Consider the following 25,360-nt stretch of genomic DNA (forward strand, 5'->3'; position numbering starts at 1 on the left):
GTATATTTCTAATGCTTCCTACTCTGCTTTTGCAGAATCGCCAAAATCAACACTTGGCGCTGTCGAAATGGCATCTTCATTAGCAACGGTAAAGTTTGGCTTGGTATCCATGCCAAATACTTTTGCGGTGATATTGGTTGGGAACTGGCGCACAGTGGTATTGTAGCCCTGTACTTCTTGGATATAACGATTACGCGCGACCGCAATACGGTTTTCAGTGCCTTCTAGCTGAGCCTGTAAGTCTTGGAACAGTGCATCTGATTTTAGCTCAGGATAACGCTCAGACACTGCCATCAGACGTGACAGTGCGCCTGTCATTTGTTCTTGCGCAGCAGCATAACGCTCCATTGCTTCTGGGTCATTGAGCACTTCAGGCGTCACAGTGATGCCGCCCGCACGTGAACGTGCCTCCGCCACTTGGGTAAACACTTCTTGCTCTTGTTCAGCATACTGCTGTACGACTTTGACCAAGTTTGGCACCAAATCGCTGCGGCGCTGATATTGGTTGACCACTTCTGACCATGAAGCTGTTACTTGCTCGTCTTGCGCCTGAAGATTGTTATAACCACAGCCGCTCAGACCGACAGTAGACGTCGTCAATAGTGCTGCTAGCAACATCGGCTTCATAATAGATTTACGCGTCATCGTTGTTTCTCCTAATAATGATAAATAACAAATATCTGGTAACACGTTTTTTAATAATTTTTTTGCGCTTATGCCTTCACAATCATCTAACGGTCATATGCGTTCTATATTTTGTATAAAGGCACGCGCTTGTAGCTTTCATATCTACAGACACAACATGAAAAACTACTCATGCATATTGCTCAGTCTTATAAGCTACAAGATATACTGCTCATAATGGCGCTATCATGATGCTTTTACAATTGACCGTTACCAAAACACAACCGCAACTTTCGACTGCTATTTTGTTTCAAAAGCATGCATTTGAGCCAAATATTAATATATAAAACAAAAGTCTACTAAATAACTTACAGTGAATAGATCTAGGTTATTACTGCAGTCAGTTATGAGTGAAAGGATGGCATCAAAACAAAACTTATCCGTCCATACACAAAGAAATTTCTAGTAATTGGTACAAAAATATGGCAAATTGCAGTTACGTAGCCGTACGGTTTGAATACATTTGGTAGTGGACTTATAGTTTGATACGTATTAGAGAGTTGGCAGCTGTGATGAAAAACAGTTACTCACTCTTAGATACTCCACTAATACATTCAATCCGCCATACCAGCAGTGTAGCCAATCGGGACGGCTCATAGCAAATTGAATACCCTCATCATGAGCAGTATTCAATTATATAACCGCCTGTTTTATCTGCGGGTTAACTTATAACTCATCTCATTCATAACGTGATGATAGGACACCGCAGTAGTTGAAGCTGTAGAACAATCAAACACACAGCTGATATTAATGCTATCAATGATAATCGCTATAAAAATAGTCTGTGTCACTGATGAAGCCAAGCGGATAAATACAGACAACTACAGTCCATTCTTGGTGGCTAAGCACGTATGAGACTTAACTAATATAAATATGAGTCGATGCAGATAATTTAACTGCTTAACTTAAATAAGTAAGTTAACCAGTTAATTTACTCCTAGCATACAGAGCCACCTTGAGACAGTACTAGGAATATACATATGGAAGGTTTAGTTAACTTAGTAAACGGAATTATCTGGAGCCCAGCACTGATCTATCTGTGCCTGGGCGCTGGTCTGTTCTATTCCATCTTGACGCGCTTTGTACAAGTGCGTTTGTTCGGTGAAATGATCAAATTGCTATTCAGTGGTAAGTCTAGTACTGATGGTATTTCATCCTTTCAGGCACTAGCCGTCTCCCTCGCAGGACGTGTGGGCATGGGTAACATCGCTGGGGTAGCTGCTGCTATCGGCTTCGGTGGTCCAGGTGCTGTATTTTGGATGTGGATCGTGGCCTTCCTAGGCGCATCTACTGCCTATGTCGAGTCTACCCTTGCACAGATTTACAAAGAAAAAGATGTGGTAACTGGCGAATATCGCGGTGGCCCTGCTTATTACTTTGAGCGTGCCCTTGGTCAAAAGTGGTATGGCATCCTCTTCGCCATCGCTTCTATTTTATCATGTGGTATGTTCTTACCTGGCGTACAGGCCAACGGTGTTATCAGTGCATTCGCACAGTTAATGGGTGAAGGTACGATCATGAACGTGGCAGGCCTAGAAGTCGGCTCTATGCGTTTGGTCGGCTTAGCCATCATCTTAGTCGTACTAGGTGTCATCATCTTTGGTGGTATTAAGCGTATTGCAACCTTTACTGAGTTTGCCGTTCCGTTTATGGCAATTGGTTATATTGCCTTAGCCTTAATCATCATGTTCAGTAACTTCAGCTTGATTCCAGATGTATTCGGCATGATCGTTGGCGATGCATTCACTGCACAAGCAGGTTTTGGTGCAGCAATCGGTTGGGGTGTTAAGCGTGGTATTTACTCTAACGAAGCGGGTCAAGGTACAGGTCCTCACGCTGCTGCGGCTGCTGAAGTTGAGCATCCATCACAGCAGGGTCTTGTTCAGGCATTCTCAGTATATGTTGATACGCTACTGGTTTGTTCTGCGACTGCCTTTATGATTTTATCTACTGGCATGTACAACATCCAAGGTACGCTACCAGATGGTCAGTTCATCGTACAAAACGTTGCTGCTACTACTGAAATCAACGCTCCTGCGTTTACGCAGATGGCAATGGAATCGGTATACGGTACGTTTGGTAATGCCTTTATCGCAATCGCTGTATTCTTCTTTGCCTTTACAACCATCCTAGCTTATTACTACATCGCTGAAGTAAACGTGGCTTACTTGACACGCTTCCTTGGTCGCGGTGCCAATAAAACAGGTCTATTCTTAGTAAAAGTATTGATCATGGTGATGGTTGCTTACGGTGGTCTAAACTCAGCTGGTTATATCTGGGCAATTGGTGACATTGGTGTTGGCCTTATGGCTTGGCTCAACATTGTTGGTATCCTTGTTATCTTTATCGTGGCTCGTCCAACGCTTACCATGCTTAAAGACTACGAAGCACAACGTAAAGCTGGTGTGGCACGCTACAGTTTTGATCCTGCAAAATTCGGTATCAAAAACGCACCTTATTGGGAAGCGCGTCATCTAGCAGAGCAAAAAAGAACGAATGTAGATCCACTACGTAAATAATATAGATAATATGCGCTAACGTAGCTACTGCTCAATCTTATTCAGTCTTACTAAAAGCCCGAGGCAATGGTCTCGGGCTTTTTTATTGCAAATAAATAACGCAGATTTTAAGATACCGCTGCTACGCCACCATCTTATAGACACAAAAAAACCCAGCTTTATAGCTGGGCCTCTTTAATATACTTATTAGCTTATGACAGCTAAGTTCTTATAACAACTGAGTTAAAGAAAGACTTACTCAGGCATCAATACTGCATCGATAGTGTGAACCACACCATTGGTTGCCATGATATCAGTACCTGTGATGTTAGCTGTGTTGCCAGTCGCATCAGTAATTACGTTGGCATCGCTGATAGAAATCGTTTTGCCATTAGCCGTTTCGATATCAGTACCATAAGGGATATCAGCAGCTTTCACTTCCATAGGTACTACGTGGTAAGGCAATACTTTTTTCAGCAAGTCTGTGTTAGCTAGTAACTCTTCTTTCGTTACGCCTAGTTTTTCTAGTACTGGAGCAAATGCATCATCAGTTGGTGCAAATACAGTGTACTTAGTATCTTCCATCAACATCGTATCAAGACCAGCGGCTTTTAATGCGGCTGTCAAAATGGTTAGGTTTTCATTGTTTGCTGCTATTTCAGCGATGGTTTGAGTCGCTTCCATATTCATGTCGTCTGCCATTGGCGCTGCTTCAGTCTCAACCATTGGATCAGTCTCAGCTACTGGCTCTACTACGACTTCTTCAGTAGTAACCTCAGGCTCAACTGGATCTGCGACAGTTTCGGTGTCGTTACATGCCGCTAATGACATGGCTGCTGTTACGACTGCGATAGATAATAGATTCTTCTTTAACATGGGTATTTCCTTTTAAATGATTGGTTGCGTCATGTGTTTAACAGACAGTTACTTTTAATAAATTTAACAGTGACTGATAAATCGTGGATATGACTAAATAACCAGCCATAGTTTTAAGTCCGCTATATCAATAACTATAATTCTAAAGGTTTAATTTTTAATTGATACTTACTTAAGTAGTAGCACTGTATCAATCACGTATATAGCATTATCAACTTGTATATTCGTTATTGCGTTTTTTAAAACATAATTTCGTCTATTTGATGTCTGTGATCATTAAAGCTACTGTAATTTGTATTTCATGCTACATGATTGATTATCAAATACTAAAACAGCCATTATCAAATGATAAACTCATCAAATAATAGCTGATTACTTAAGCTTCATCACAAATATATATGTTATTTCGCTAAAGCTTATTTAGGTAGTAGCACTCTATCGATGACATGGACAACACCATTGGTAGCGGCAATATCTGTTTTTACGATGTTTGCAGTACGGCCGTTTTCGTCCATCAATTTACCTTGGTTGGTTACCATTAGCGTGTCTTTGCTAGCGGTCATGACGTTACTAGGCTTCACGTCTTTGGCATACATGGCCATGTCACCGCTTACTACGTGATATCCTAGAATCTTGGTTAATAATGGCTTGTTAGCAAACAACTGGGCTTTGGTCATACCTGTTTCTTGTAGCGCTTGCATAAATGCAGCGTTAGTTGGTGCAAATACCGTATAGTGTGCATTTGGATCAGATAACATACCTGCTAAACCTGCTGCTTGTACCGCCTCTACTAAGACTGAAAAATCAGAGTTACTTTGAGCAACTTGTACCACATTCATTTTTGCCATAGTTTGGCTATGCATTGGTGGTTTCATATCTGCGCTTTTTGCTGGCATCATATTATTACAAGCGCTTAGGCCAGCGATAGAAATAGCTAGCGTACCGATAGTTGCAATTTTAGTCAGTTTCATAACATTATCCTTAATGATTGAGTATGTATTCGCTTATTGTCTTACAGGTTATATTGTCTTCTGATATAAGTTGCTCGTGCTGTTCAAACGCTTATCTTTTTGATAAGCAAAATCTAAATAGACCAACAGAACAATAATAACTTTTTGCCCATAAGTGACTTATAAGCAAAACTTACAAAGACCTAATCCTTCTGAAATCAAATTAACATGTATGAAACCTTTATCAATCTGCCTTTACGCAACTTTTTGTAGTACAGGTGTAAACTGTGTCGGACTTTTAAGCATAAGCGTTGGCTTTCATTTGCAGAAGCAACGCTTTGTGTAATCCGTAAGCGAAATGATATTCATTTGTGCACATATTCTTTATGAAATACAATCTAACGCTATGCTCAGCAGCTCAGCGAATAGGTATCTGCTTGTCTATGGTAAAAGTAGAATGGGCAGTATCCATGTGTGCTATATTTTTCATGCTAGAATAATTCAAATTTGATGATTTCCTCTATAAGGCTTTGCACTCTATTGGTTTGTTAATCCTTCCTTTTATAATATTGACGATATAAGCAGCGCACCTATGACTCAAACGATGACCTCACCGACCTCTTCTCACTCTGATACTACTTCTGACTCATCATCCGCTGATGACTTTATCTTAACGCCGCCTGCTGTCTTTCCTTATAAGGAGCAGCAGCTCACCGCGCGCGCCCGTATCACCGAGCAGATGGCATCACGCATCTTGATGTTAGATGGGGCAATGGGTACGCAAATTCAGACCTATAAACTAGAAGAAGCAGATTATCGTGGTGAGCGTTTTGCCGATATCGACCAAGATGTGCGCGGCAATAATGATTTGCTGGTGCTAACCCAGCCGCATATGATCAGAGATATTCATCACGATCATCTGTTGGCTGGTGCGGATATCATCGAGACCAATACCTTTAACGGTACGCGTCTGTCGATGGCTGACTATGACATGCAGTATTTGGTGCCTGAGCTGAATAAGACAGCAGCCAAAATTGCGCGCGAGGCGGCTGATGAATTTACCGCCAAGACGCCTGAAAAGCCGCGGTTTGTCGCAGGTGTCGTTGGTCCAACCTCACGCACGTGCTCGATATCACCTGATGTCAATGATCCTGCCTTTCGTAACATTACCTTTGATGAGCTGGTCCTAAACTACCGTGAAGCGACCTTATGCCTGATAGAAGGCGGCGTCGATCTTATTTTGATTGAGACAATTTTTGATACGCTCAATGCCAAGGCGGCGATATTTGCCATCACCGGTGTGTTTGAAGATATTGGTTTTAAGCTGCCTATCATGATTTCAGGGACGATTACCGATGCGTCAGGTCGTACGCTATCTGGTCAAACGGCGGAAGCGTTCTATAACTCGATTCGCCATGCCAAACCACTATCTGTTGGCTTTAACTGTGCGCTAGGTGCTGATGCGCTACGTCCGCATATTCAAACGCTATCGAACATCGCTGATACTTATGTCTCTGCGCATCCAAACGCGGGTCTGCCCAATGAGTTTGGTGAGTACGACGAAACCGCTGAAGAAACCGCAGCCCTACTCGAAGGCTTTGCCAAAGCGGGTATCTTAAACATCGTTGGCGGCTGCTGTGGTACGACACCTGAGCATATCCGTCAAATCGCTAAAATGGTAGCAAACTATGCACCACGCGTGATTCCTGAAATTGCGCCTGCCTGTCGCTTGTCAGGTCTAGAGCCTTTTACCATCAATGCTGACAGTTTGTTTGTCAATGTCGGTGAGCGTACTAACGTCACAGGCTCAAAGAAATTCCTCCGTTTGATTAAGACCGAAGCCTATCTTGAAGCACTCGATGTCGCGCGCGATCAGGTCGAGGGCGGCGCGCAGATCGTCGATATCAATATGGACGAGGGTATGCTCGACTCCAAGCAAGCAATGATTCACTTCGTCAACCTCGTCTCAGGTGAGCCAGATATCAGCCGTGTGCCACTCATGATTGACTCGTCTAAATGGGACATCATCGAAGAAGGCCTAAAACGTACGCAGGGTAAATCTGTCGTCAACTCCATCTCCCTAAAAGAAGGTCATGCTGAGTTCGTTGAGCGCGCCAAACTATGCATGCGTTATGGGGCAGCCGTTATCGTCATGGCGTTCGATGAAGACGGACAAGCCGATACCTACGAGCGCAAAATTGAGATATCAAAGCGTAGCTATGACGTATTGGTCAACGAAGTGGGCTTCCCTAGCGAGGACATTATCTTTGATCCCAATATTTTTGCCGTCGCCACGGGTATCACTGAGCATAACAACTACGGCGCGGACTTTATCAATGCCACACGCTGGATCACAGAGAACCTGCCAAATGCTATGGTCTCGGGCGGGGTATCCAACGTGTCGTTTAGTTTCCGTGGTAACCCCATCCGTGAAGCGATCAACTCTGTGTTCCTATTTCACGCGATCAAAAATGGCCTGACCATGGGTATCGTTAACCCAGCTATGCTAGAGCTGTATGATGATATTCCTGTCGAGGCGCGTGATGCCATCGAAGACGTCATGCTCAACCGCAATCAAGGTGAAACGGGTCAGGATGCGACCGAACGCCTAATGACCGTCGCTGAAAATTACCAAGACGGCGGCAAGAAAAAAGACAGCACCGTCGATATGAGCTGGCGTGAGGGTACGGTAGAAGAGCGTATCGCTCATGCTCTCGTTAAAGGCGTGACCACCTTTATCGAAGAAGACACCAAAGAAGCGTGGGAGAAATACCCCAAACCGCTCGAGGTCATCGAAGGACCACTCATGGACGGTATGAATATCGTCGGTGATTTATTCGGTGCGGGCAAGATGTTCCTACCACAAGTCGTCAAATCAGCGCGCGTCATGAAGCAATCCGTTGCTTGGCTAAACCCGTACATCGAAGCGGAAAAATTCGAAGGCGAAGTCAAAGGCAAAATCCTTATGGCAACCGTCAAAGGCGACGTGCATGATATCGGCAAAAACATCGTTGGCGTGGTACTTGGCTGTAATGGCTATGACATCGTCGATCTGGGCGTGATGGTACCGTGCGAAACCATCCTTGATACCGCTATCAGAGAAAAAGTCGATATCATCGGTCTGTCAGGTCTGATCACCCCCAGTCTCGATGAAATGGTCTATGTTGCCAAGCAAATGCAAGAGCGCGGCATGACTCTACCCTTGATGATCGGCGGCGCAACGACCTCTAAAGCGCATACTGCTGTCAAGGTCGAGCCGCAATATCAAAATGATGCGGTCATCTATGTCTCGGACGCCTCGCGCTCCGTCGGCGTGGTGACCAAGCTGCTATCCAAAGAGCACCGTACTGCCCTCATCGATGAGACCCGTGAAGAGTACATCAAAGTACGTGAACGCCTTGCCAAGCGTCAACCAAAAGCGGCCAAAGTCACCTATGCCGAATCGGTCAAGATTGGCTTTCAGTATGATTGGGAAAACTATGTGCCACCAGTGCCAAATAAGTTAGGACAAGTGATATTGGATGACTATCCTATCAACAACCTGCTGCCGTATATCGACTGGACACCGTTCTTTATCTCTTGGGGTCTAACGGGTAAATACCCAAAAATCTTGCAAGATGATGTGGTGGGTGAAGCGGCACGAGATTTGTTTGAGAACGCTGAAGAGCTACTACACAAAATGATTGAGGAAAAATCAATCGTAGCAAAAGGCGTGTTTAAACTGATGCCTGCTCGCCGTACTGGTGCAGACACGGTAACTGTTTATGATAATGACCCACAGAGTGGTGGCAGCCCAACTTATCAGTTCGAGCACTTACGTCAGCAAAGCGATAAAGCAAGCGGCAAGCCAAACCTGAGCTTGGCGGACTTTATCTCGCCATCAGAGACGCATACCGATCACTTGGGCGGCTTTACCGTCTCCATCGTCGGGACAGAAGCGCTTGCTGAGCACTATAAAGCGGCAGGCGATGACTACAACGCCATCATGGTACAAGCGCTATCTGACCGCTTAGCAGAAGCCTTTGCCGAGCATCTACATGAGCTCATCCGTAAAGAGTATTGGGGCTATCAGCCGACTGAGTCACTCACCAATGAGGAAATGATTAAAGAAAAATACGTCGGCATCCGCCCTGCTCCTGGCTACCCTGCGTGCCCTGAGCATACCGAAAAAGGTAAACTGTTTGACTGGCTCGGTACAGTCGAGGCAATCGGTACAACCTTAACCGAAAGCTATGCGATGTGGCCTGCGTCATCGGTTAGTGGATTCTATTACTCGCATCCTGATAGTGAGTATTTCAATGTCGGTAAGATCAGTCGTGATCAGTTAGAGAGCTATGCTGAGCGTAAAGGCTGGGATATGAAAACGGCTGAGAAGTGGTTAAATCCGAATTTGTAGATTTTCAAAACTTAATTAACGCTCAAATCATTTATCGTTATTTTTTGGCTTATTCATTTAATATGAGTAAGCCATTTTTTATGGCGCATCCTTTATTTATTATCAGCAAACTTATCGCTACGTTCATAGCAAAATACTTTTATCATTCATGGTCGATAACCATGCTAGATTATTGTCTACTATATTACTTTTATTGTTGTGAGACAGGCTATGAATCAGATTGCATTACTTTCTAGTTGGATTGGCAAAACCTTTGCAATCTGGGCATTGGTCAGTGCTGTGTTGGGCTTTATATTTCCTACATTTTTTGCTTCATTAGCTTTTTTGATTGTGCCGATACTTGGCATCATCATGTTTGGCATGGGTATGATGCTCAAAACCGAAGATTTCCTAGAGATTGTCAAACGCCCCAAACCTGTACTAGTAGGACTGTTGGCACAATTCACGCTCATGCCGCTGATCGCTTACCTATTAACCGTCATCTTTAACCTTGATCCTTTAATCGCGGTCGGTGTCATCTTGGTAGGCTGTTGCCCTGGCGGTACGTCTAGTAACGTGATTACATTTTTGGCTAAAGGGGATGTGGCGCTGAGTGTGGCGATTACCTCTATCTCTACCCTACTTGCACCCTTTTTGACCCCTATTCTATTAAACGTGTTTGCTGGTCAGCTGATCGATATCGATCTAGCCAGTATGATGATGACCATTACCAAAATCGTCATCTTGCCCATATTGTTGGGTGTTATCTTTCATAAATTTTTGGGTAAAAGGATCGAGTTCGTCACCGAGGTTTTGCCGATGGTGTCGGTATTGGGGATTTCTATTATCATCGCGGCGGTGGTGGCAGTGTCTAAGGCGACTATTTTAGATAGCGGTGCTATCGTCTTTGTCGTGGTAGCCCTACACAATATGCTGGGATATACCTTGGGATATGTGATCGCGCGCTTGTCCGGATTTACCGAGAAACAGCGCCGCGCCATTATGGTGGAAGTGGGGATGCAAAACTCTGGTTTGGGTGCTGCCCTTGCCGCGACGTATTTCAATCCTGTCGCTGCCTTACCGAGTGCAATATTTAGTGTATGGCATAACTTTAGTGGTGCATTGGTTGCGAATATTTTTGCGAAAAGGGATGCTAGGTAGGTAGTAGTTTTATTACTTGTATCTTAATTACGAGTGCTTTAATGTTGATGGAATTTAGATTTATGAATAATTAAGGTTATATGAATGGAAGATACTATAGAGCTTTGGTTCAAGAACGGATATACAGATTTCGATTCAAGCGAAGGTTTGAATCGAGACCACCCTTTTGAACTGAAACGCTTGAATGTTATTGTAGGAGCTAACAATTCTGGCAAAAGCCGTTTTATGCGAGAATTAGCTATTCAATGTTATAAGAATGAGATAGAGGTACGCCCTTCTTATTCTCGTTTTGATGCAATAAGAAATACTTTAGTTAAATTTAATAAATCTAGTAACATTTTAAAATGGAATGAATTAACTGACTTTGAAACGATGTTATCTAACTTTGACCCAATTATCAAAGATATATTTTCAATAAGTAACTTTGTTCAACATTCTTCAATGGCTGGAAGCCATGATTATGAAAGTTATAAGCATGTTGACTTTAATGAAGAGGAAATAATTGCAGCCTTTAGCGACTTTATAGATGATCCGTCAGCAGTCTTCAAAATTTATCAAAATATGAATGTCACTAAATTTAATATCTTTTATGTTAGTAACCTACGGAGTCTGAAGAAGCTATCTAAAAATTCGGAGCTAGATGAAACTATCTCATCAGGTATAACTTCTATAGGTGAAAAAATAAAAAATTCTGCAAGGAAGCATCCCACGCGGAATTCTGACCAAGTAAAAGAAGTTTTAATCTCTAACCCTTTACTTCAAAGAGCTTATCAGGACTATGATTTCATAGATCATCAAATCATTTCAGGTGAAGAGTTTTTTGATTTATTAACAGATTCACTCTTGGGGAAACCTAATGAAAGGCAAAGAATCCAAGACTATCAGGAAAAGCTATCTCACTATTTTTTTAACAACGAAACTATCACCATCATTCCATATTTAAAAACTGACACTATAGAAATTAAAATTGGTGACGAGGAACAATTCCCCATCTCTCAACTCGGTGATGGTTTACAGCAAGTTATTATCCTTACTTATAAGGCCTTCTTGACCACAGAACCTTCTTTCTTTTTTATCGAAGAGCCAGAAATGCACTTACATGCAGGTTATGTAAAGCAGGTTATGAAATTCTTGTTAAATGAAACTAACCATTACTACATGGCGACCAGTCATTCAAATTACTTGCTTGATATGATTAACGAAGACAAACGTATTGCTTTGTATCGTGTGGATAAAGAGCAAATAAACGACGAAGAGAACAAATACGAAACGGTAATCAAGCGTTGTGATGGTGACCGTACTATATTGCAAACACTTGGTGTGTCACCTTCTTCAGTGTTTTTAGCTAATTGTACCATTTGGATAGAAGGTATTACTGACCGTCTATATTTTGTTCAATATTTAAAGAAATATTTGGAAGAAATAAAGACGACTGATGAAGAGAAATGGCAAGATTATTCACGTTTCATCGATGGTTATCATTATGCATTCGTAGAGTATCAAGGCTCAAACTTAGAGCATTGGGATTTTGAAGTAGATTGTCCTGATGACGTGGATAGTAGCTCCGATAAAGGACTTCCTGCTGTATTAACCACTTCACACGCTCTCGTCATTGCCGATGCAGATTTAAGAGGTAAGCCTAGATTTGCAGAACTTCAAGATCAATTGAACGATAATATAGTAGTTACTCAAGGTAAAGAGACAGAAAATACGTTGCCTGCTAACCTTTTGAGAAAGAAATTCTTTACTATGTGTCCTCATAGCGGACTAGCTAATAAAGGTAATCAAAGTAAGCTGGCGTACAAAGATGAGTATGATAAATATTTCGATGATAGTTATGAGAGCTCAAATTTAGGCATTGGTGACTATTTGGATAACATACTTACAGCAATGCGCTCAGACAGAATAGTACCAGTTGTAGCTGAAGAAGAGACGTCTTTTACCTTCTCAGAAGGTGGTCAAAAAACGATTAAGAACAAAACAAATTTTTGTCGCGATGTCATAACCTTAATGGAAAATGAGGACTGGAATCTCACAGATTCTGCAAAACAGATATGTGAAAAAATATTCGAGCATATTGAGAAAAATAATCAATAACCTTAATTCTTTGGAACGAACAAGACGTTATATAAAGCTTCAATACTGTCGTAACGATCAAATCGACCTTTATTAATAGTGCGAATATTAGGCCGTTCAGCTTTTATACCATCCACATTGGCTTTGGTATGTTTAGCGATTTTCGCATTTTCGAGTCCAATCAGTGGTATTCCAGCTTCGGAGCCGAAAAAGTAAAAATAGCATAGCTCCAATGTTTTCTCGTCGAATACTATCCAGACGACACATCCTGAAGGTTTGCTCGCCAATCGAATATTGACCTTCTGACTTGGTATTTTTCCACCTAGTTTTGAAGTTTTAAGCTGGATATGACGAATAATATTTTTGGTTTCTAGAACAATGTCACAACCAGCATTATCAACTTCTGGCTTCAGTACCTCAAGTTGGCAATCGCCCTTCAACCAAGAAAGCTTAAGCATTTCACTAACGAATAAATGTTCAATGAGCTTTTCTCGAAAGCTTGATTGTTCAAAATGTTGACTCATAATTTACCTTAATGTTTTGGACTACCTCAATCTGATTTACCTTTCGTCCGACGACACCGCTCAGAACAATAAATCACCTGCTCCCAATCCTTTTTCCACTTTTTACGCCACGTAAAAGAACGCTGGCAGATGGGAAAATTTTTCGTTTGATTCCATCAACTTTTACTAATATTACAGTTAATAAATCAATCAGATATCATAATATAGGTCTTAATGTTATCTAAGAGATAAAAAATGCCAGCATCTCAAACTTTATTTAACCGAACTAAAAAAGAGTATTTACTATTTGCTCACCTACCCTTTAGCAAGCCTAATGAAATTTATGCTAGCGATGTGGCATGCTTAATGGTCACATGGTATATGTTGGAAAATAGTGGTGATGATATTCTATTTTTACCAGAATATGACAGTTATGAGTCTGCTCTAGAGCCTTTCAGGCATAATATCAACGAATATGTTGAAGTTACTGACCATATAGTTGATGCATTGATTCAAAGCAAATTAATTATAGATAATGGTCATTTATGGACTGACGAAGATGACTCCACTATTTATGAGCGAAATTTGATTAAAAATCCTAATTTATAAATCAATCTTTACTCTTCCCCCGCCGACACCGTTCCGAACAATAAATCACCTGCTCCCAGTCCTTCTCCCACTTCTTACGCCACGTAAACGGACGATGACAGACGGGACAGGTTTTTTGCGGTAGATTTACTTTTTTATGTGCCATAACTGCCCTACCTTATCTATTTGACTTATGAATTATCCATACCATACACAAAAATTAGAGTAGCAAGGAAAAAGAGTGCCAGTACTACGCATTGTAGGCTAAGCGATTTTGACGCAGCTAATCGTATTTTTGGCGTTTGGTATCATCTTATTTTTGATGCTCGACACCCTCATATTTCTTGATTCGACGGCATTGGTCTGAGCAGTAGACCATGCTCTCCCAGTTTTTATCCAGCTTTTTAGTCCAACTAAACTCACGCTCACAGATGGGGCAGAGTTTTTTTCGGACATTCTTTTTTTTGTGCGCCATACATTTCTCATTGGTTTGTTTACGACATCAGTCACGTGTCACTATAGCCTACTACGTATCATTGCTATTAGTCACAGTGACTAGTCATAATCGTCAAATATTTTATTTAGGCGATTGAGACTGTTGACGATCAGTTTACCAGATTGATCAGTACTGCTATCAATCGCGAGCTTCTCATCCATGCGCATCGTCAGTGGTGCTAGCGCTTGCTTGAGCGCATTGGCCATCAGTGTGGTCTGCTCATGGATATCAGGCGCATTGCTCTCTACGGTTTTACTATCATCATTTTTAATCAGGCTTTCGGCTAAGCTACAAGACAAGCTGTCCGCCATATTGTGTGCCAGTTGCTCCACGGCGTCGACCAGTTGCTCCATCAGCGCTTTTTGCGCATCTTGGTTTTGCTTGAGATACTCGCCTTCGGCTTTATGATCATGCTTGTATATTTGTAGCAATTGGCTTACGCTTTTCTCAAAGCCATTATCGATGCTATCGCTGACGACTTTGGCATTATTGATCACGCTATCGGCGAGGATTTTTTGTGAGGCTAATTGCGCCTCCATCTGAGTTTCTAACTGGGCCTTACGCTCTACTTCTCGCAAGCGAGCGATTTGCTCTGGATCATTTTTGGTTAAGTAAGTCTCAAACTGACGACTAATGGCATTAAAGCCACTCGCCAAGTCGACCAACTGCGCGACGATACGCGCGCCTGTATCGCCGTCTTCGCCGCCCATGGCTTTGTTGCGCAAGAAGTCGGCTTTGATTTGCGCCCAACGTTCTTTTTCCACATCGGTCAACACACCGCGCATCTCACCAAGCTTGAGCAAGTTGCTCTCTGCGCCTTGGGTCAATAGCTGCGACTCACCCAGATAGTGATCGTCTATCAGCTGGTTTAGCTCATTCTCATTCATGACCGCTGACAGCTTTTCGGTCATCTTATTCATATTGCGATAACTGCCTTGTAGCTTAAATATCGGCTCAACGCGATATTTATCATCTTGCGAGGCGGAGGCAATATAAGCTTGGTTGACGTCCAAAATGACTGCTTGCACGGCAAACATATGACGCAAGATCGCGATAATCTCGTTAATCTCCGAGGTGCTATATGGATAGGTCAGATCGCTGCTTTGCGCTTGCGCGAGGTTGGCATTATCCGTTTTTGCCATTTTGATAAAGCGATGCACATCGCTTAAATCGCGATTTGCCAGTGGTGCAAGGACACTATTAGAGGTTAGTGAGTTTTCGATATAACTGAGGGCAAAGATATCTTCCATACCACTCATGATATCGCCTAAGTTGTAGATATCGGCACGGTTGGCGAGCATGTCAGGCACTTTAAAGGCTTCGCCGCTTTCGGTATACGGGTTACCCGCCATGACCACGCAGAACTTTTTGCCGCGCATGTCATAGGTTTTGGTCTTGCCTTGCCAGACGCCATCAATACGGCGCGTGCCATCGCCGAGTGAGATAAACTTCTGCAAAAATTCCGCATGCGTATGCTGAATGTCATCAAGATACAGCATGACGTTATTGCCCATCTCAAAGGCTAAGTTGATTTTATTCAGCTCTTCCCGTGCGGTAGCATTGGGCGCTTTTTCGGGATCTAGTGAGGTGACGTCATGACCGAGTGACGGACAATTAATCTTCATAAAGATCAGGCCGAGACGATTGGCCACATACTCCATCAAGGTGGTTTTACCATACCCTGGTGGCGATATCATCATCAGGATGCCCATCAAGTCAGTCCGCTTATCCTCACCGACCGTGCCCATCTGTTTGGCAAGGTTATCACCGATGAGTGGCAGGTAGCTCTCATTAATCAGACGGTTACGCACGAATGAGGACAAGGGACGCGGCATAAATTCGTCCAGTCGCAAGGTTTCTTTTGACTCATGTAATATCTCTGAGCGCATCGCCAGATAACGTCGATAGGCAGGGATCACTTGGGTATCGTGATGATGCAAACGGTTTAAAAAGTCATCAACGGTAAAGGTTAGGCTCTGCTGATGAATACGTGTATGCTCACCCAATAAACCGTTAACTTGTATTTCAAGCGACACCTTGCCTGTGTGACGCACAAAACTTTGTACTGGATTGAGCGGGTTATTGATACTGGTCAGTGATGTCGATGATGACGCTGAAGGTGAGGAGAACGATAAGGTGGAAGCGGCATTAGCTGTGCCTTTATTTGCGCCGCCTTTATCAAAACTCGCGCCCGAGTCAATCAGACGCTGTACCAAGGCTTCACGCTGCACATCGTTCAGTTGAGTAAGTAAAACAGCAATCGCTTCGGGCACATAATGACGACCGCTCTCTAGCTGCTGTTTGCGTAGTGCCTCTTTTTCTTGACGTTCAGCCAACTGCGCTTCACTCAGCGCCTCGCCTGCCTCATCCGTGCCATCATCTGCTGCGTTAGCCGACTCACTATTACCGTAAGTCTTATCAAGTAATGCATGAAACCATGTCGCCAGTAGCTCATAGGCTGATTTTGGTTGGAAACCGAGCTTACCGATGGAAGACTGTAGCTGCGCAAAGCTGGCAGTGTTTTGCGTACTGACGGGAGAGCTACTCAGCGTTTGGCTCAGCTGCTCGCATAATTGCTCGGCTTGCTTGCTGGTTTGCCAGTTCATTTTGTTATATGCGGCAGCATTTGATTCCGTTGACTGCCCCATGACACTGACCAAGTATTCGCAAGCCAGCTGTACATAGCTTGGTTTAAAGATATTGGTATTATGAACATCGCTGATAGTTGAATCTGACTCTGACTCCAATACAGCGTCTGATGTCTGCTTAGCATCATTACTACTACTAATACGTTCGTCACGATAGGCCACGACAAAACGGTGCATCACTTGGCTCATATCCTCAACCAGTAAGGATTTGGCAGTATCACTACCAAGGGCACGGCGCAACTGCTCGGCGGTAGCGGCTCTATCCGTCCAGTTATTTGCGTGTGTCAGTATTGACTCATTCAGCCAGTTGTCGTAGCCAAATTGATGTAGGTTATCTAGCCCCAACGCTTGCACGATATTTAACTGCCAATAGAACAGTTGCGCCAAGGCACGTACTTGCGGGGTATAAATCAGTAGCCCGGCCTCGCGTAATGTCGGTAGTATTTGCATCAACAGTAGCGTGGCATCATGGTCATGAATACCCTTGTCATAACCGAGCTGATAACGCGGGGTAGCGTAGGCTTTGACCAGCTTTGCCAGCGGACTGTTATTATCGATGTCACCATTGATATCTAACGTAATGACGGTTTCGTCGTAGGCTTGGTATAGACGGGTCTCTGTCAGACCGTCTTGACTGTTTTTAGCGCTCTCGATAATGCTATACGCCAAGTACTCGGCGCGGTATACCTTATCAGACTCGGAGGCGATATTCATCTCCCAATACGGACGCAGGGCATTTAATTCAGCGTTGTTAAGCGCTTCGTAATAGTCGGTACCTGTCAGATGCAAATTGAGCACGCGCTTGCCATCCGACTGCTGGCGACTAAGCAAGGTTAAATCCAATGGCTGCGTATTGACTGAAAAGCGGTGCTTGCCCAGCTTGATGATTTGACCGCCATCTTCAAACAAGTCGGATTTGTCTTTTAGGCTTTTATAACTCTCGATTTGGATAGCTTTTAGGCGCGCATCAATGTCATCGGCTTTGACGCTAAAGCCCATTGCTTGCAGCTCTTTTGCGATGTTGCGAACTTTTTGCACCAAACCGTCTGAGGCAAAATAAGTATTGAGCGCCTCTTCCTCGGTAAAGCCCGTCACGCCTGTGCTTTGCGTGCGCTTCTTAATACTCTCAAGCATCCGCAGCGCGCCATCGCCTAAGTTTTGCGCTTTGCGATTGCGGGCATCGAGCAGTTGCTGCTTATGGTTTTCAAAGGTCTCGTAAATCTCTTCACGTTTACTGATGATATCGGCTAAAAATTGATCGCCGCTATTGGTCTCTGGATCCGCGAACTGGCTTTCTAATTCCTCTAACTGTACCAGCAGCTTTGCCATTTGCTCATCTGATTTCTCAGGCGTATTAGCCATGGATAAAGCATTGGCAATCGATTGACCAAACAGCTTGAACTGCGCGCCAAATTGCGCGACCGCTTCTGCTGATCCTAAGTTTTTGCGTTTATGACTGAGTTTGGCTTTGCTCTGGTTGAGGCTGGCATAAATGGTCGAGATGTCATCGATGATTTGCGTGCGCACGGTGGCGTCAGCAACATCCAACGTACCGAGCAGCTCGGTCAACAAGTCTAACCCTTGCGCCGTATCGTCAATTTTATCCAGCACTGGCTTTAATTCAGCATTGGTCTCCGCCGTGTTTAAGCGCTCACTGACATCGACCAATATCCCTTCGTAGCTTGATAGCGCTTTATCACCGCTTAAAAACAGTACGGTTTTTTCCGCAAGATCGATTTCTGCTTCTTCTAGCTGCGCCTGCAACGCTTCTAATTTATCACTGTCTAAATAACGCAAATCCTCTAGGCTGACCAAGCGACCCTTTTGTCGTCTTAATGCTGACAGCTGATCGACATAGTCGCTGGCAGACTCAAACGTCGTGACCCGTATCTGCCGCAAGATCTCATTTTGTTGAGATTCGGCATCCGCGAGCGCGGTTTGGGTTTGCTTTTGGATACTTTGAACTTTGGCAAATTCATCAATGACCAGCTCAGCGGTCGCTGTCACTTCTTTAATGCTACTGGCGATATCGGTCAGCTCAGGCTCAGACAGCCAGTAGTAGCTATCAAACAATCTGCTGGTATTGTCCGACAGCTCTTCATAGAGTTTTTGCGACACGCTTTGGTTGTCAATGAGACGCGTAATGCTATAAAGATCAGAGATGCCGCGCACCAGCTCTTTGTTACCGATTTTGCCATAAAAACTGGTGCTCTCAGGCAATTCGCTCACATATTCAGGGGAGGCATAAGGGGTGTGCCATATCTGCATGGGATGAATGCGCGACGGCTCACTTTGGTCACTAAACAGTACTAAGCGACCGTTATCTGCCAACGCCATACCATTACAATAGATCGGATTCGCCAGTTGTTTTTTGATCAGGTTATAAGGAAACAGCCCCGTGATACCCAGCTCTCTGTCATAAAATAAGAATAGAACATCTTCGCCATTGGTCGAGATAATCTTGCGCTTAAACTTTAAGTTTTTGGCACCGACACTATTGGCATCGAACAGCTTATACTCGCCCGTCTGTAAATAATAACCACCCGGAAATATGATGCCGTGATCTTCGGGCAACTGCACACACGACTGACCGATCGCGTCCAAACGCAGCACCGCTTCAGTTAAGGTGTTATAAACAAAATAACGATAACTGTCCTCGCGGTACGGTAATATTTTGAGGAGGATTAAGCTACCGACTTTGGCATAGGCAATTTCAGCATCGGTCAGCGATTGGGTACGATCATTGACAGGCTCGCTATAGATGCCATTCCCTGACTGCGTATTGTCCTCAATCTTAATGGTCAGATCTCCGCCGACGGTTTCCACAAATATCGTATCTAAGATATTCATGTGCGGATACTTACCATTGACCATCTGCTCTCGCGTGGTCTCAATCCAATCAAAATCATAGGCAGGTGGCAACTCGATATCACGCTCGCCTCGATTGTCCACGTAGGCGACTTGAGCAGACTCTGGTGTGCCTTGACTAAAGTCCAACGCAAAACGAAACACCCGAATATCGGTGATACGCTCACCAATCTGAAAGGCTAATAGCAGCTTGCTGTCTTTAACGGTTAGTTGAATCAGGCGTGTTTGCTTGTAGTAGCGATAGAGCTCATTGAAGTCTTGTACAAAGGCATCTTGATCTAAAAACGTCCCTGTTAAATCGACCTCTTCGAGCTGATACTCCTGCTCCGCACTATCACCACCATTACCCTTCTGACTCTCATCGCTATCGCCTTTCTCAGTAGGGTCTATCAAACGATATAGCGACAGTACATCCTTAACATTGCTGGCGCGCTTTAGCCCCATAAACACGTTGTAGCCAAACAGCAGATAGTCGCCAACTTGCACCATATCCTGCGCCACACAGTTATGCTCGGTACGGATACGCGTGCGGGCAATGACCTGCATCTGGGTGCTACCAAATTCCGTCAGGCGTGCAGCATTTAGTTTGGCGGTCAATTGCTCTAGACGGCTGCCCTGCTCTGTTAAGCGTTTTTTGATGAGCTCGTACGCATTACCGGAGGCAACGGCCTGATCGGTTTGAGTTGCTTGGTTAGCGTTAGGATCGCTTTTGCTATCTGAATTGGTTTGGTTTTGCGTGTCCGCCATCGTTGCTCGTCCATTTTTATATTTTGGCAATAAGAAATCATTGAAGGTAAAGAAGCACTTGGCTAATCTAAAAAATCAGTAGAAGTGATGCGATTTTTTAGATTAGCCAACTCATCATGAATGATGAGTTGGCTATCGCGCTTTAAGAAACTTAGCGCGAATGGGCCATAGCACGCTGCTATCTAGATGATAGCTTGCTTATAAATGCAGCGTGCTTATAAATACTGACATGTATACCAATCACACATCATTTAAGCGGTTCTGTCATCATTTGACTGGTTGGCTTTCCTGGCTTGATTGGCCATAACCCCATTGATAATACCGCTTAACGTGTCTGACTTACCCGCTAGGCCATCAATGGCTTTACCGATCGACAATGACTTGGCAAAGTTATCAAAGAAGTGCGCTTCACCGCCGACGATATCGATTTTGGCTTTTTGGAGCGCCACTGCCAAGACTTCGGCGTTTTCTTTGGCAATCTCTTTACCTGCATTAATAGATGCCAAGGCTTCTTGTAGCGCGGTCTCGAGTCCCATGCGGAACTCTTCGTGCTCACGTGCCTCTTTGCTCATGCTACCCATGGCATTGAACTTCTCAACCAGACCATCGGCTTCGGCTTGGAAGTGCGCACGAGTGACTTCGGCTTTTGCCAGTCCAACGTCACGCTCGGCCTTGGCATTTGACTCACCGCGAGCGGCGATAACTTCAGCATTGGCCATACCGACATCACGCTCGGCTTTGGCATTAGATTCACCGCGAGCCGCGATAACTTCAGCTTCAGCCATCCCTTTTTCACGGTCTGTTTGAGCCTGAGCCTGTCCGGTTGCCTTGATGACATTCGCTCTCGCAATGCCTTCTTTTTCAAGCGATACTGATTTGGCTTCTTGGATTGCCGCTTCAGCAAAGCCATGCGCTGACTCTTCTGCTTTGATACCTTCTGCCATTTTGATTTTGGCTTCTGCATCTTTAGCAGAGGCTTCCAGATTGGCATTAGCCAGCGTGGTGATCTCGACAGCTTTGTGCTTGGCGGATAGCTCTTCGGCTTCTGCCTTTTTCACCTGACGTACTTTGAGCTCTTCAGCATCCGCTTCGGCAGCCAGTACGCGCGTTTGCTTAGAGCGCTCCGCTTCGCTGACTTCGCGAACTTCTTTGATGCGTTCTTCTTCTTGCGCCACAGTTTTGTCGACCGCGATACGTTCACGAATGACGTTGGCGATTTCTTTTTTCTCAAGCTCAATCGCGCGCTCGGCTTCGATACGTTGCAAGTCGACTTCACGCTCACGCGAGACGATTTCTAGATCGCGAGCACGCGTGACTTTTTCTTCTTCAATGACTACGGCACGCAGACGGTTCTGACCCGCCACTTCGATTTCACGTTGCTGGTTCTCACGCTGAATCGCCAAGTCTTGCTCTACCATGATGATGGCGGTTTCTGACTTTTTGCGTTCTTCTTCTTCAATCTTGCGAGTTTCAGCGGTTTCACGAGCGATCACTGACGAGATTTCACGCTTTTGCTTGGCTTCGGCATCGGCTTGTTGACGCTCCAGCTCCAGCATTGCCTCTCGGGTTTCGACGTTCTTTTTCTTAACCGCCAGCTCTTCGTCACGCTCAAGCTCATTGGTAATAACGTTTTGAAACGCGGTAAGCTGAGTGATCTTTTTGATACCCTCAGCATCTAGGATATTGCTTGAGTCTAGCGATACTTTGGGCGTTTGCTCTAGATAGTCAATCGCCACATCTTCTAGAACATAGCCGTTCAGATCGTTACCGATTTCTTGGACGATACTGTCACGGAACTGACTGCGGTTTTCGAACAGTTTGACAAAATCAATCTGCTTACCGACGGTCTTTAGCGCTTCTGAGAATTTTGCATTGAATAGCTCATTGACCGCGACTTTATCAGAGGCTCTCTCAACGCCGACGGATTTGGCGACTTTGAGCACATCTTCTTCGGTTTCATTCACCCGTAGATAAAATGCAACTGTGATGTCCGCACGCATATTATCCGCGCAAATAAGTCCTTCTTTGCCGCGTCTGTCCACCTCTAAGGTGATCAGCGAGATTTTCATCAGCTCTTTTTTGTTGATAACTGGCCAAACAAAGCCGCCATCAAAACGTACAGCTATTTTACTCACGCCGTTGATAATAAGTGCTTTGCCCTGCTCAACCTTGACGTAAAAGGCTTTGAGCATCAAAAGCGCGACCATCATAAAAACAAACGCCAGCACTACAACCACGCCGACGATAATGAGTATATCCATATCCATTCCTTTAATTAAAACATTCCAAGCGAATTTAAAACCCTTACTATATTTACCAAATACTTATTTTTTATATTATTGAGCCATCGTTCACTGACCAATATCATTGATGAGCGTTATTTGTCTTTGACAGGCGTTACGCGGTAAGTGTTGGCGTCATCTAAATACTCTACCAACACCACTTTATCGCCTTGTTTTAGCTGATTGTCACTCATATCTGAGCGAATCTTGAGTATCAATCCTGCGCCGCCATCATTGAGCGCAGCTTCGCCATGCTTGTCGGTCACACTGAGCGTGCGTACCACAGCGATCTTGCCCACATTACTAGACGAATTGCGCTTGGGGATATTGGCAATATTTTTGCGGATGGGCGAGATGATAAGACCAGTCAACCACATGGACACAACCAAGACAAAAATGAGTGCCCCTGTACCGAATAAATAATACAGAATGCCTGAGTCAACGTTTTGGTGTAAAAAGCTGGTGTACAGATAGCTCAGCAGCCAACCGATCAAACTAATCAAGCTGAGTATGATGATTAAAGGCACACCATAAAGACCAAACTTGAGCATCAATCCTGTGAAAAATCCGGTTGATGATAAGTTGGAGACATCCGCATCACCGCCTGCATCACCCAAATCCACACTGTCCATATCTGTCATACCAAGCAGTGATACGACCCAATATAAGGTGACAAACATCACAAGCCCCGTAAAAATAATCGTGGGGTATAAACTGATTTTAGTGATAAATACTAAAAAAGCTTCTTGCATTACATGTGTTCTCCCTTTACTCACTTAATCTAGTATCTTAATGACTCAGTTACATAGCTTGGCATGACATGAATGACGATTGCTCGACTTGATGCCGTTATATTTCTATTTTCAGAATCGACTTATGTTCCTTTATTAATGATTATATATACATTTCATTACATAATATATAGCTATGGCTGTTAACGACCCCATATCGGTGAGCGCACAACGCCACCATTTTGGCTATTGATGGCGTAACTTGTGTTCCCCAAGAGCGAATGAATAACCAAATCGCCACCTTTTTGACTTCCTAAACTTTGACCGCCTACTTGCCCGCTGATTTTTGAATGACGTGTTGGGTAGACCGCATAATTTCCAGAAGGAGATAGACGTGCCGGTTCATCGAGTCCAGTTTCTGCCAGATTGAGCACTTGTCCAGTTGTCAGCGTCATAACAGCAGCCTTGCGGCCATTTAGGTAAGCCATGCGCTGACCATCGACACTGAGCTGAGGACTGGCGACATAACCATTGGTCGGCACAGGTACGGCATTACCAGTCGCGAAGTGATAGCGATAGATACGGGGACGGCCTGCACGGACTTTGTCACTGGTATAGACAAAGCTTTTGCCGTCAGCCGCATAGCTTGGCTGTACCTCAGTGCTCGGTAGTGTCGTTAATTGCTTGGTCTCGCCATCGCTCAGGCGCATCTCATAGATATCCGCGTTGCCACCGACGGTTGAGCTATAGAGTAGACGTTGGCCGTCAGGTGAGAATGACGCTGACATATTACTACCTTCAGCATTGACGACTAGATTGCGCGTTTTGCTGCTGCGGTCATAAATATATATTTTAGGATGCTCGCGCGGGGCTTGTTTGCTATAAGCAAGCAGTTGACCATCAGCCGACCACGCTGGCGCATAGATATAGCCCGTGATCTGATCAATGAGCTGACGATCACTGCCATCAGGACGGATGCTATAGAGTGTCGATACTTTGGCGCTCCCTGACCCTTGCTCTTCCACATAAGCAATGTGTCCTTGACGATCAACGGCAGGCATAGCGGCGGTCAGTGGATTGCTATCCACTGTACTGGTCGGCTTTTTTATTTCAGCACTAGGCAGTGTCTGACAGCCAGTGAGAGCCGCCAATATCGCTATCGTCGTTGCCCCTTTTATCGTGATGTTATTCGTGGTTGGTTTTGACATAATGGTTTTAAACATAAAATAGTATCCAATAAAATCGCTAAGGTATGACAGCAGCATCACTCTAGTGTAGCTCAAAATTCGACAAACTTTGGACAAAAAAAGGCCCCACATATTAGTGAGGCCTTATCAAATCTAACCGGCGTATTTATATCGTTCTAATACATCGCTGGCTTATTTAGAGACAGCTTTAAAGTAAGCCACTTGATTGTCGTTTTTGATGGTCAATACAGGGACATTTTTGGCATTTTTACTGAGACTATATTTGCCTTGTACCGTTGCTAGGGTCGCTGTGTCAAAGCTGGCTTGCGGCTCAGGACAGGCCATCATCGTGCTGATGCCGTTTTTGATCTGTACATCACCATTGACGACACTATAGCCCGCGCTCATATTGTTGCACGTGTTCATAAATGCCACGTAGTTTCTACCATTGTCGTTCATGAAGCTTAACGTTAAAGGCTTGGCTGGATCAAAGAACAGCTGAGATACCTGCTCACCGTTACTACGTTTGGCATCAACCAACTGCCAATTGTGCGCTTGTAACGCCTCTACAGTGATGGGCTGACTGGCTGGCGCAGGCAAGGTAGCCGTTGTCTGGCAACCAGTGGCAAGAGCACTAACTGAAAAGGTAGCTGCCATCATCACTTTCGTCATATTTTTCATATATATTCC

At 44.2% G+C, this 25,360-nt stretch carries 16 protein-coding genes and 1 pseudogene; 5 read left to right on the top strand and 12 right to left on the bottom strand.

The window, feature by feature from the left end; translation table 11 throughout:
- Positions 1 to 18: 18 nt before the first annotated feature.
- Entirely contained in the window at positions 19 to 645 is a 627-nt protein-coding gene (locus ACTXGK_RS27355) for a LemA family protein (protein WP_186475055.1), read from the bottom strand.
- Between the two features lie 1,019 nt (positions 646 to 1,664).
- On the opposite strand from ACTXGK_RS27355, the gene ACTXGK_RS27360 reads away from it, so the two are divergent.
- Positions 1,665 to 3,203, top strand: a complete 1,539-nt coding sequence (locus tag ACTXGK_RS27360) for an alanine/glycine:cation symporter family protein (RefSeq protein WP_371532727.1) — start codon at positions 1,665 to 1,667, stop codon at positions 3,201 to 3,203.
- 234 nt (positions 3,204 to 3,437) lie between these two features.
- On the opposite strand, the gene ACTXGK_RS27365 is transcribed toward ACTXGK_RS27360, so the two are convergent.
- Both ACTXGK_RS27365 and ACTXGK_RS27370 read right to left on the bottom strand, forming a co-directional pair.
- A complete protein-coding gene (locus ACTXGK_RS27365) occupies positions 3,438 to 4,058 on the bottom strand; it encodes a fasciclin domain-containing protein (RefSeq protein ID WP_371532728.1) in 621 nt (206 codons plus the stop codon).
- A 416-nt stretch (positions 4,059 to 4,474) separates the two neighbouring features.
- A complete protein-coding gene (locus ACTXGK_RS27370; RefSeq protein WP_443517508.1) occupies positions 4,475 to 5,029 on the bottom strand; it encodes a fasciclin domain-containing protein in 555 nt (184 codons plus the stop codon).
- Between the two features lie 571 nt (positions 5,030 to 5,600).
- Here ACTXGK_RS27370 and metH point away from each other — a divergent pair.
- The 3 genes from metH to ACTXGK_RS27385 all read left to right on the top strand — a co-directional run bounded on the left by metH (position 5,601) and on the right by ACTXGK_RS27385 (position 12,641).
- Positions 5,601 to 9,404, top strand: a complete 3,804-nt coding sequence (gene metH, locus ACTXGK_RS27375) for a methionine synthase (RefSeq protein ID WP_443517509.1) — start codon at positions 5,601 to 5,603, stop codon at positions 9,402 to 9,404.
- Positions 9,405 to 9,614: 210 nt separating this feature from the next.
- A complete protein-coding gene (locus ACTXGK_RS27380) occupies positions 9,615 to 10,544 on the top strand; it encodes a bile acid:sodium symporter family protein (protein ID WP_443517510.1) in 930 nt (309 codons plus the stop codon).
- A gap of 84 nt (positions 10,545 to 10,628) precedes the next feature.
- Positions 10,629 to 12,641, top strand: a complete 2,013-nt coding sequence (locus ACTXGK_RS27385; RefSeq protein WP_443517511.1) for an AAA family ATPase — start codon at positions 10,629 to 10,631, stop codon at positions 12,639 to 12,641.
- 2 nt (positions 12,642 to 12,643) lie between these two features.
- On the opposite strand, the gene ACTXGK_RS27390 is transcribed toward ACTXGK_RS27385, so the two are convergent.
- Complete coding sequence (locus ACTXGK_RS27390) at positions 12,644 to 13,144, bottom strand: hypothetical protein (RefSeq protein WP_443517512.1); 501 nt, start codon at positions 13,142 to 13,144, stop codon at positions 12,644 to 12,646.
- A gap of 26 nt (positions 13,145 to 13,170) precedes the next feature.
- Positions 13,171 to 13,278: pseudogene (locus ACTXGK_RS27395) on the bottom strand (DUF2256 domain-containing protein); the annotation flags it as partial.
- A 100-nt stretch (positions 13,279 to 13,378) separates the two neighbouring features.
- On the opposite strand from ACTXGK_RS27395, the gene ACTXGK_RS27400 reads away from it, so the two are divergent.
- On the top strand, positions 13,379 to 13,732 hold the full coding sequence (locus ACTXGK_RS27400; protein WP_443517513.1) for a hypothetical protein: 354 nt from the start codon (positions 13,379 to 13,381) through the stop codon (positions 13,730 to 13,732).
- A gap of 1 nt (position 13,733) precedes the next feature.
- On the opposite strand, the gene ACTXGK_RS27405 is transcribed toward ACTXGK_RS27400, so the two are convergent.
- The 7 genes from ACTXGK_RS27405 to ACTXGK_RS27435 form a co-directional block, all read right to left on the bottom strand.
- Positions 13,734 to 13,877 carry a DUF2256 domain-containing protein gene (locus ACTXGK_RS27405; RefSeq protein WP_443517514.1) on the bottom strand — a complete coding sequence of 48 codons (144 nt, stop codon included), beginning with the start codon at positions 13,875 to 13,877 and terminating at the stop codon, positions 13,734 to 13,736.
- Positions 13,878 to 14,024: 147 nt separating this feature from the next.
- Entirely contained in the window at positions 14,025 to 14,186 is a 162-nt protein-coding gene (locus ACTXGK_RS27410) for a DUF2256 domain-containing protein (protein WP_201580330.1), read from the bottom strand.
- Between the two features lie 80 nt (positions 14,187 to 14,266).
- A complete protein-coding gene (locus ACTXGK_RS27415) occupies positions 14,267 to 20,470 on the bottom strand; it encodes a DNA repair ATPase (RefSeq protein WP_443517515.1) in 6,204 nt (2,067 codons plus the stop codon).
- A gap of 251 nt (positions 20,471 to 20,721) precedes the next feature.
- Positions 20,722 to 22,731, bottom strand: a complete 2,010-nt coding sequence (locus tag ACTXGK_RS27420; protein WP_443517516.1) for a flotillin family protein — start codon at positions 22,729 to 22,731, stop codon at positions 20,722 to 20,724.
- Positions 22,732 to 22,847: 116 nt separating this feature from the next.
- Positions 22,848 to 23,504 (bottom strand): hypothetical protein, encoded by a 657-nt coding sequence (locus ACTXGK_RS27425; RefSeq protein WP_443517517.1) that lies wholly within the window; start codon positions 23,502 to 23,504, stop codon positions 22,848 to 22,850.
- Positions 23,505 to 23,686: 182 nt separating this feature from the next.
- Complete coding sequence (locus ACTXGK_RS27430; protein WP_443517518.1) at positions 23,687 to 24,706, bottom strand: beta-propeller domain-containing protein; 1,020 nt, start codon at positions 24,704 to 24,706, stop codon at positions 23,687 to 23,689.
- A 156-nt stretch (positions 24,707 to 24,862) separates the two neighbouring features.
- Complete coding sequence (locus ACTXGK_RS27435; RefSeq protein WP_443517519.1) at positions 24,863 to 25,351, bottom strand: META domain-containing protein; 489 nt, start codon at positions 25,349 to 25,351, stop codon at positions 24,863 to 24,865.
- Positions 25,352 to 25,360: the final 9 nt, after the last annotated feature.

Source organism: Psychrobacter sp. T6-5 (assembly GCF_052258485.2).
GTDB lineage: Bacteria > Pseudomonadota > Gammaproteobacteria > Pseudomonadales > Moraxellaceae > Psychrobacter.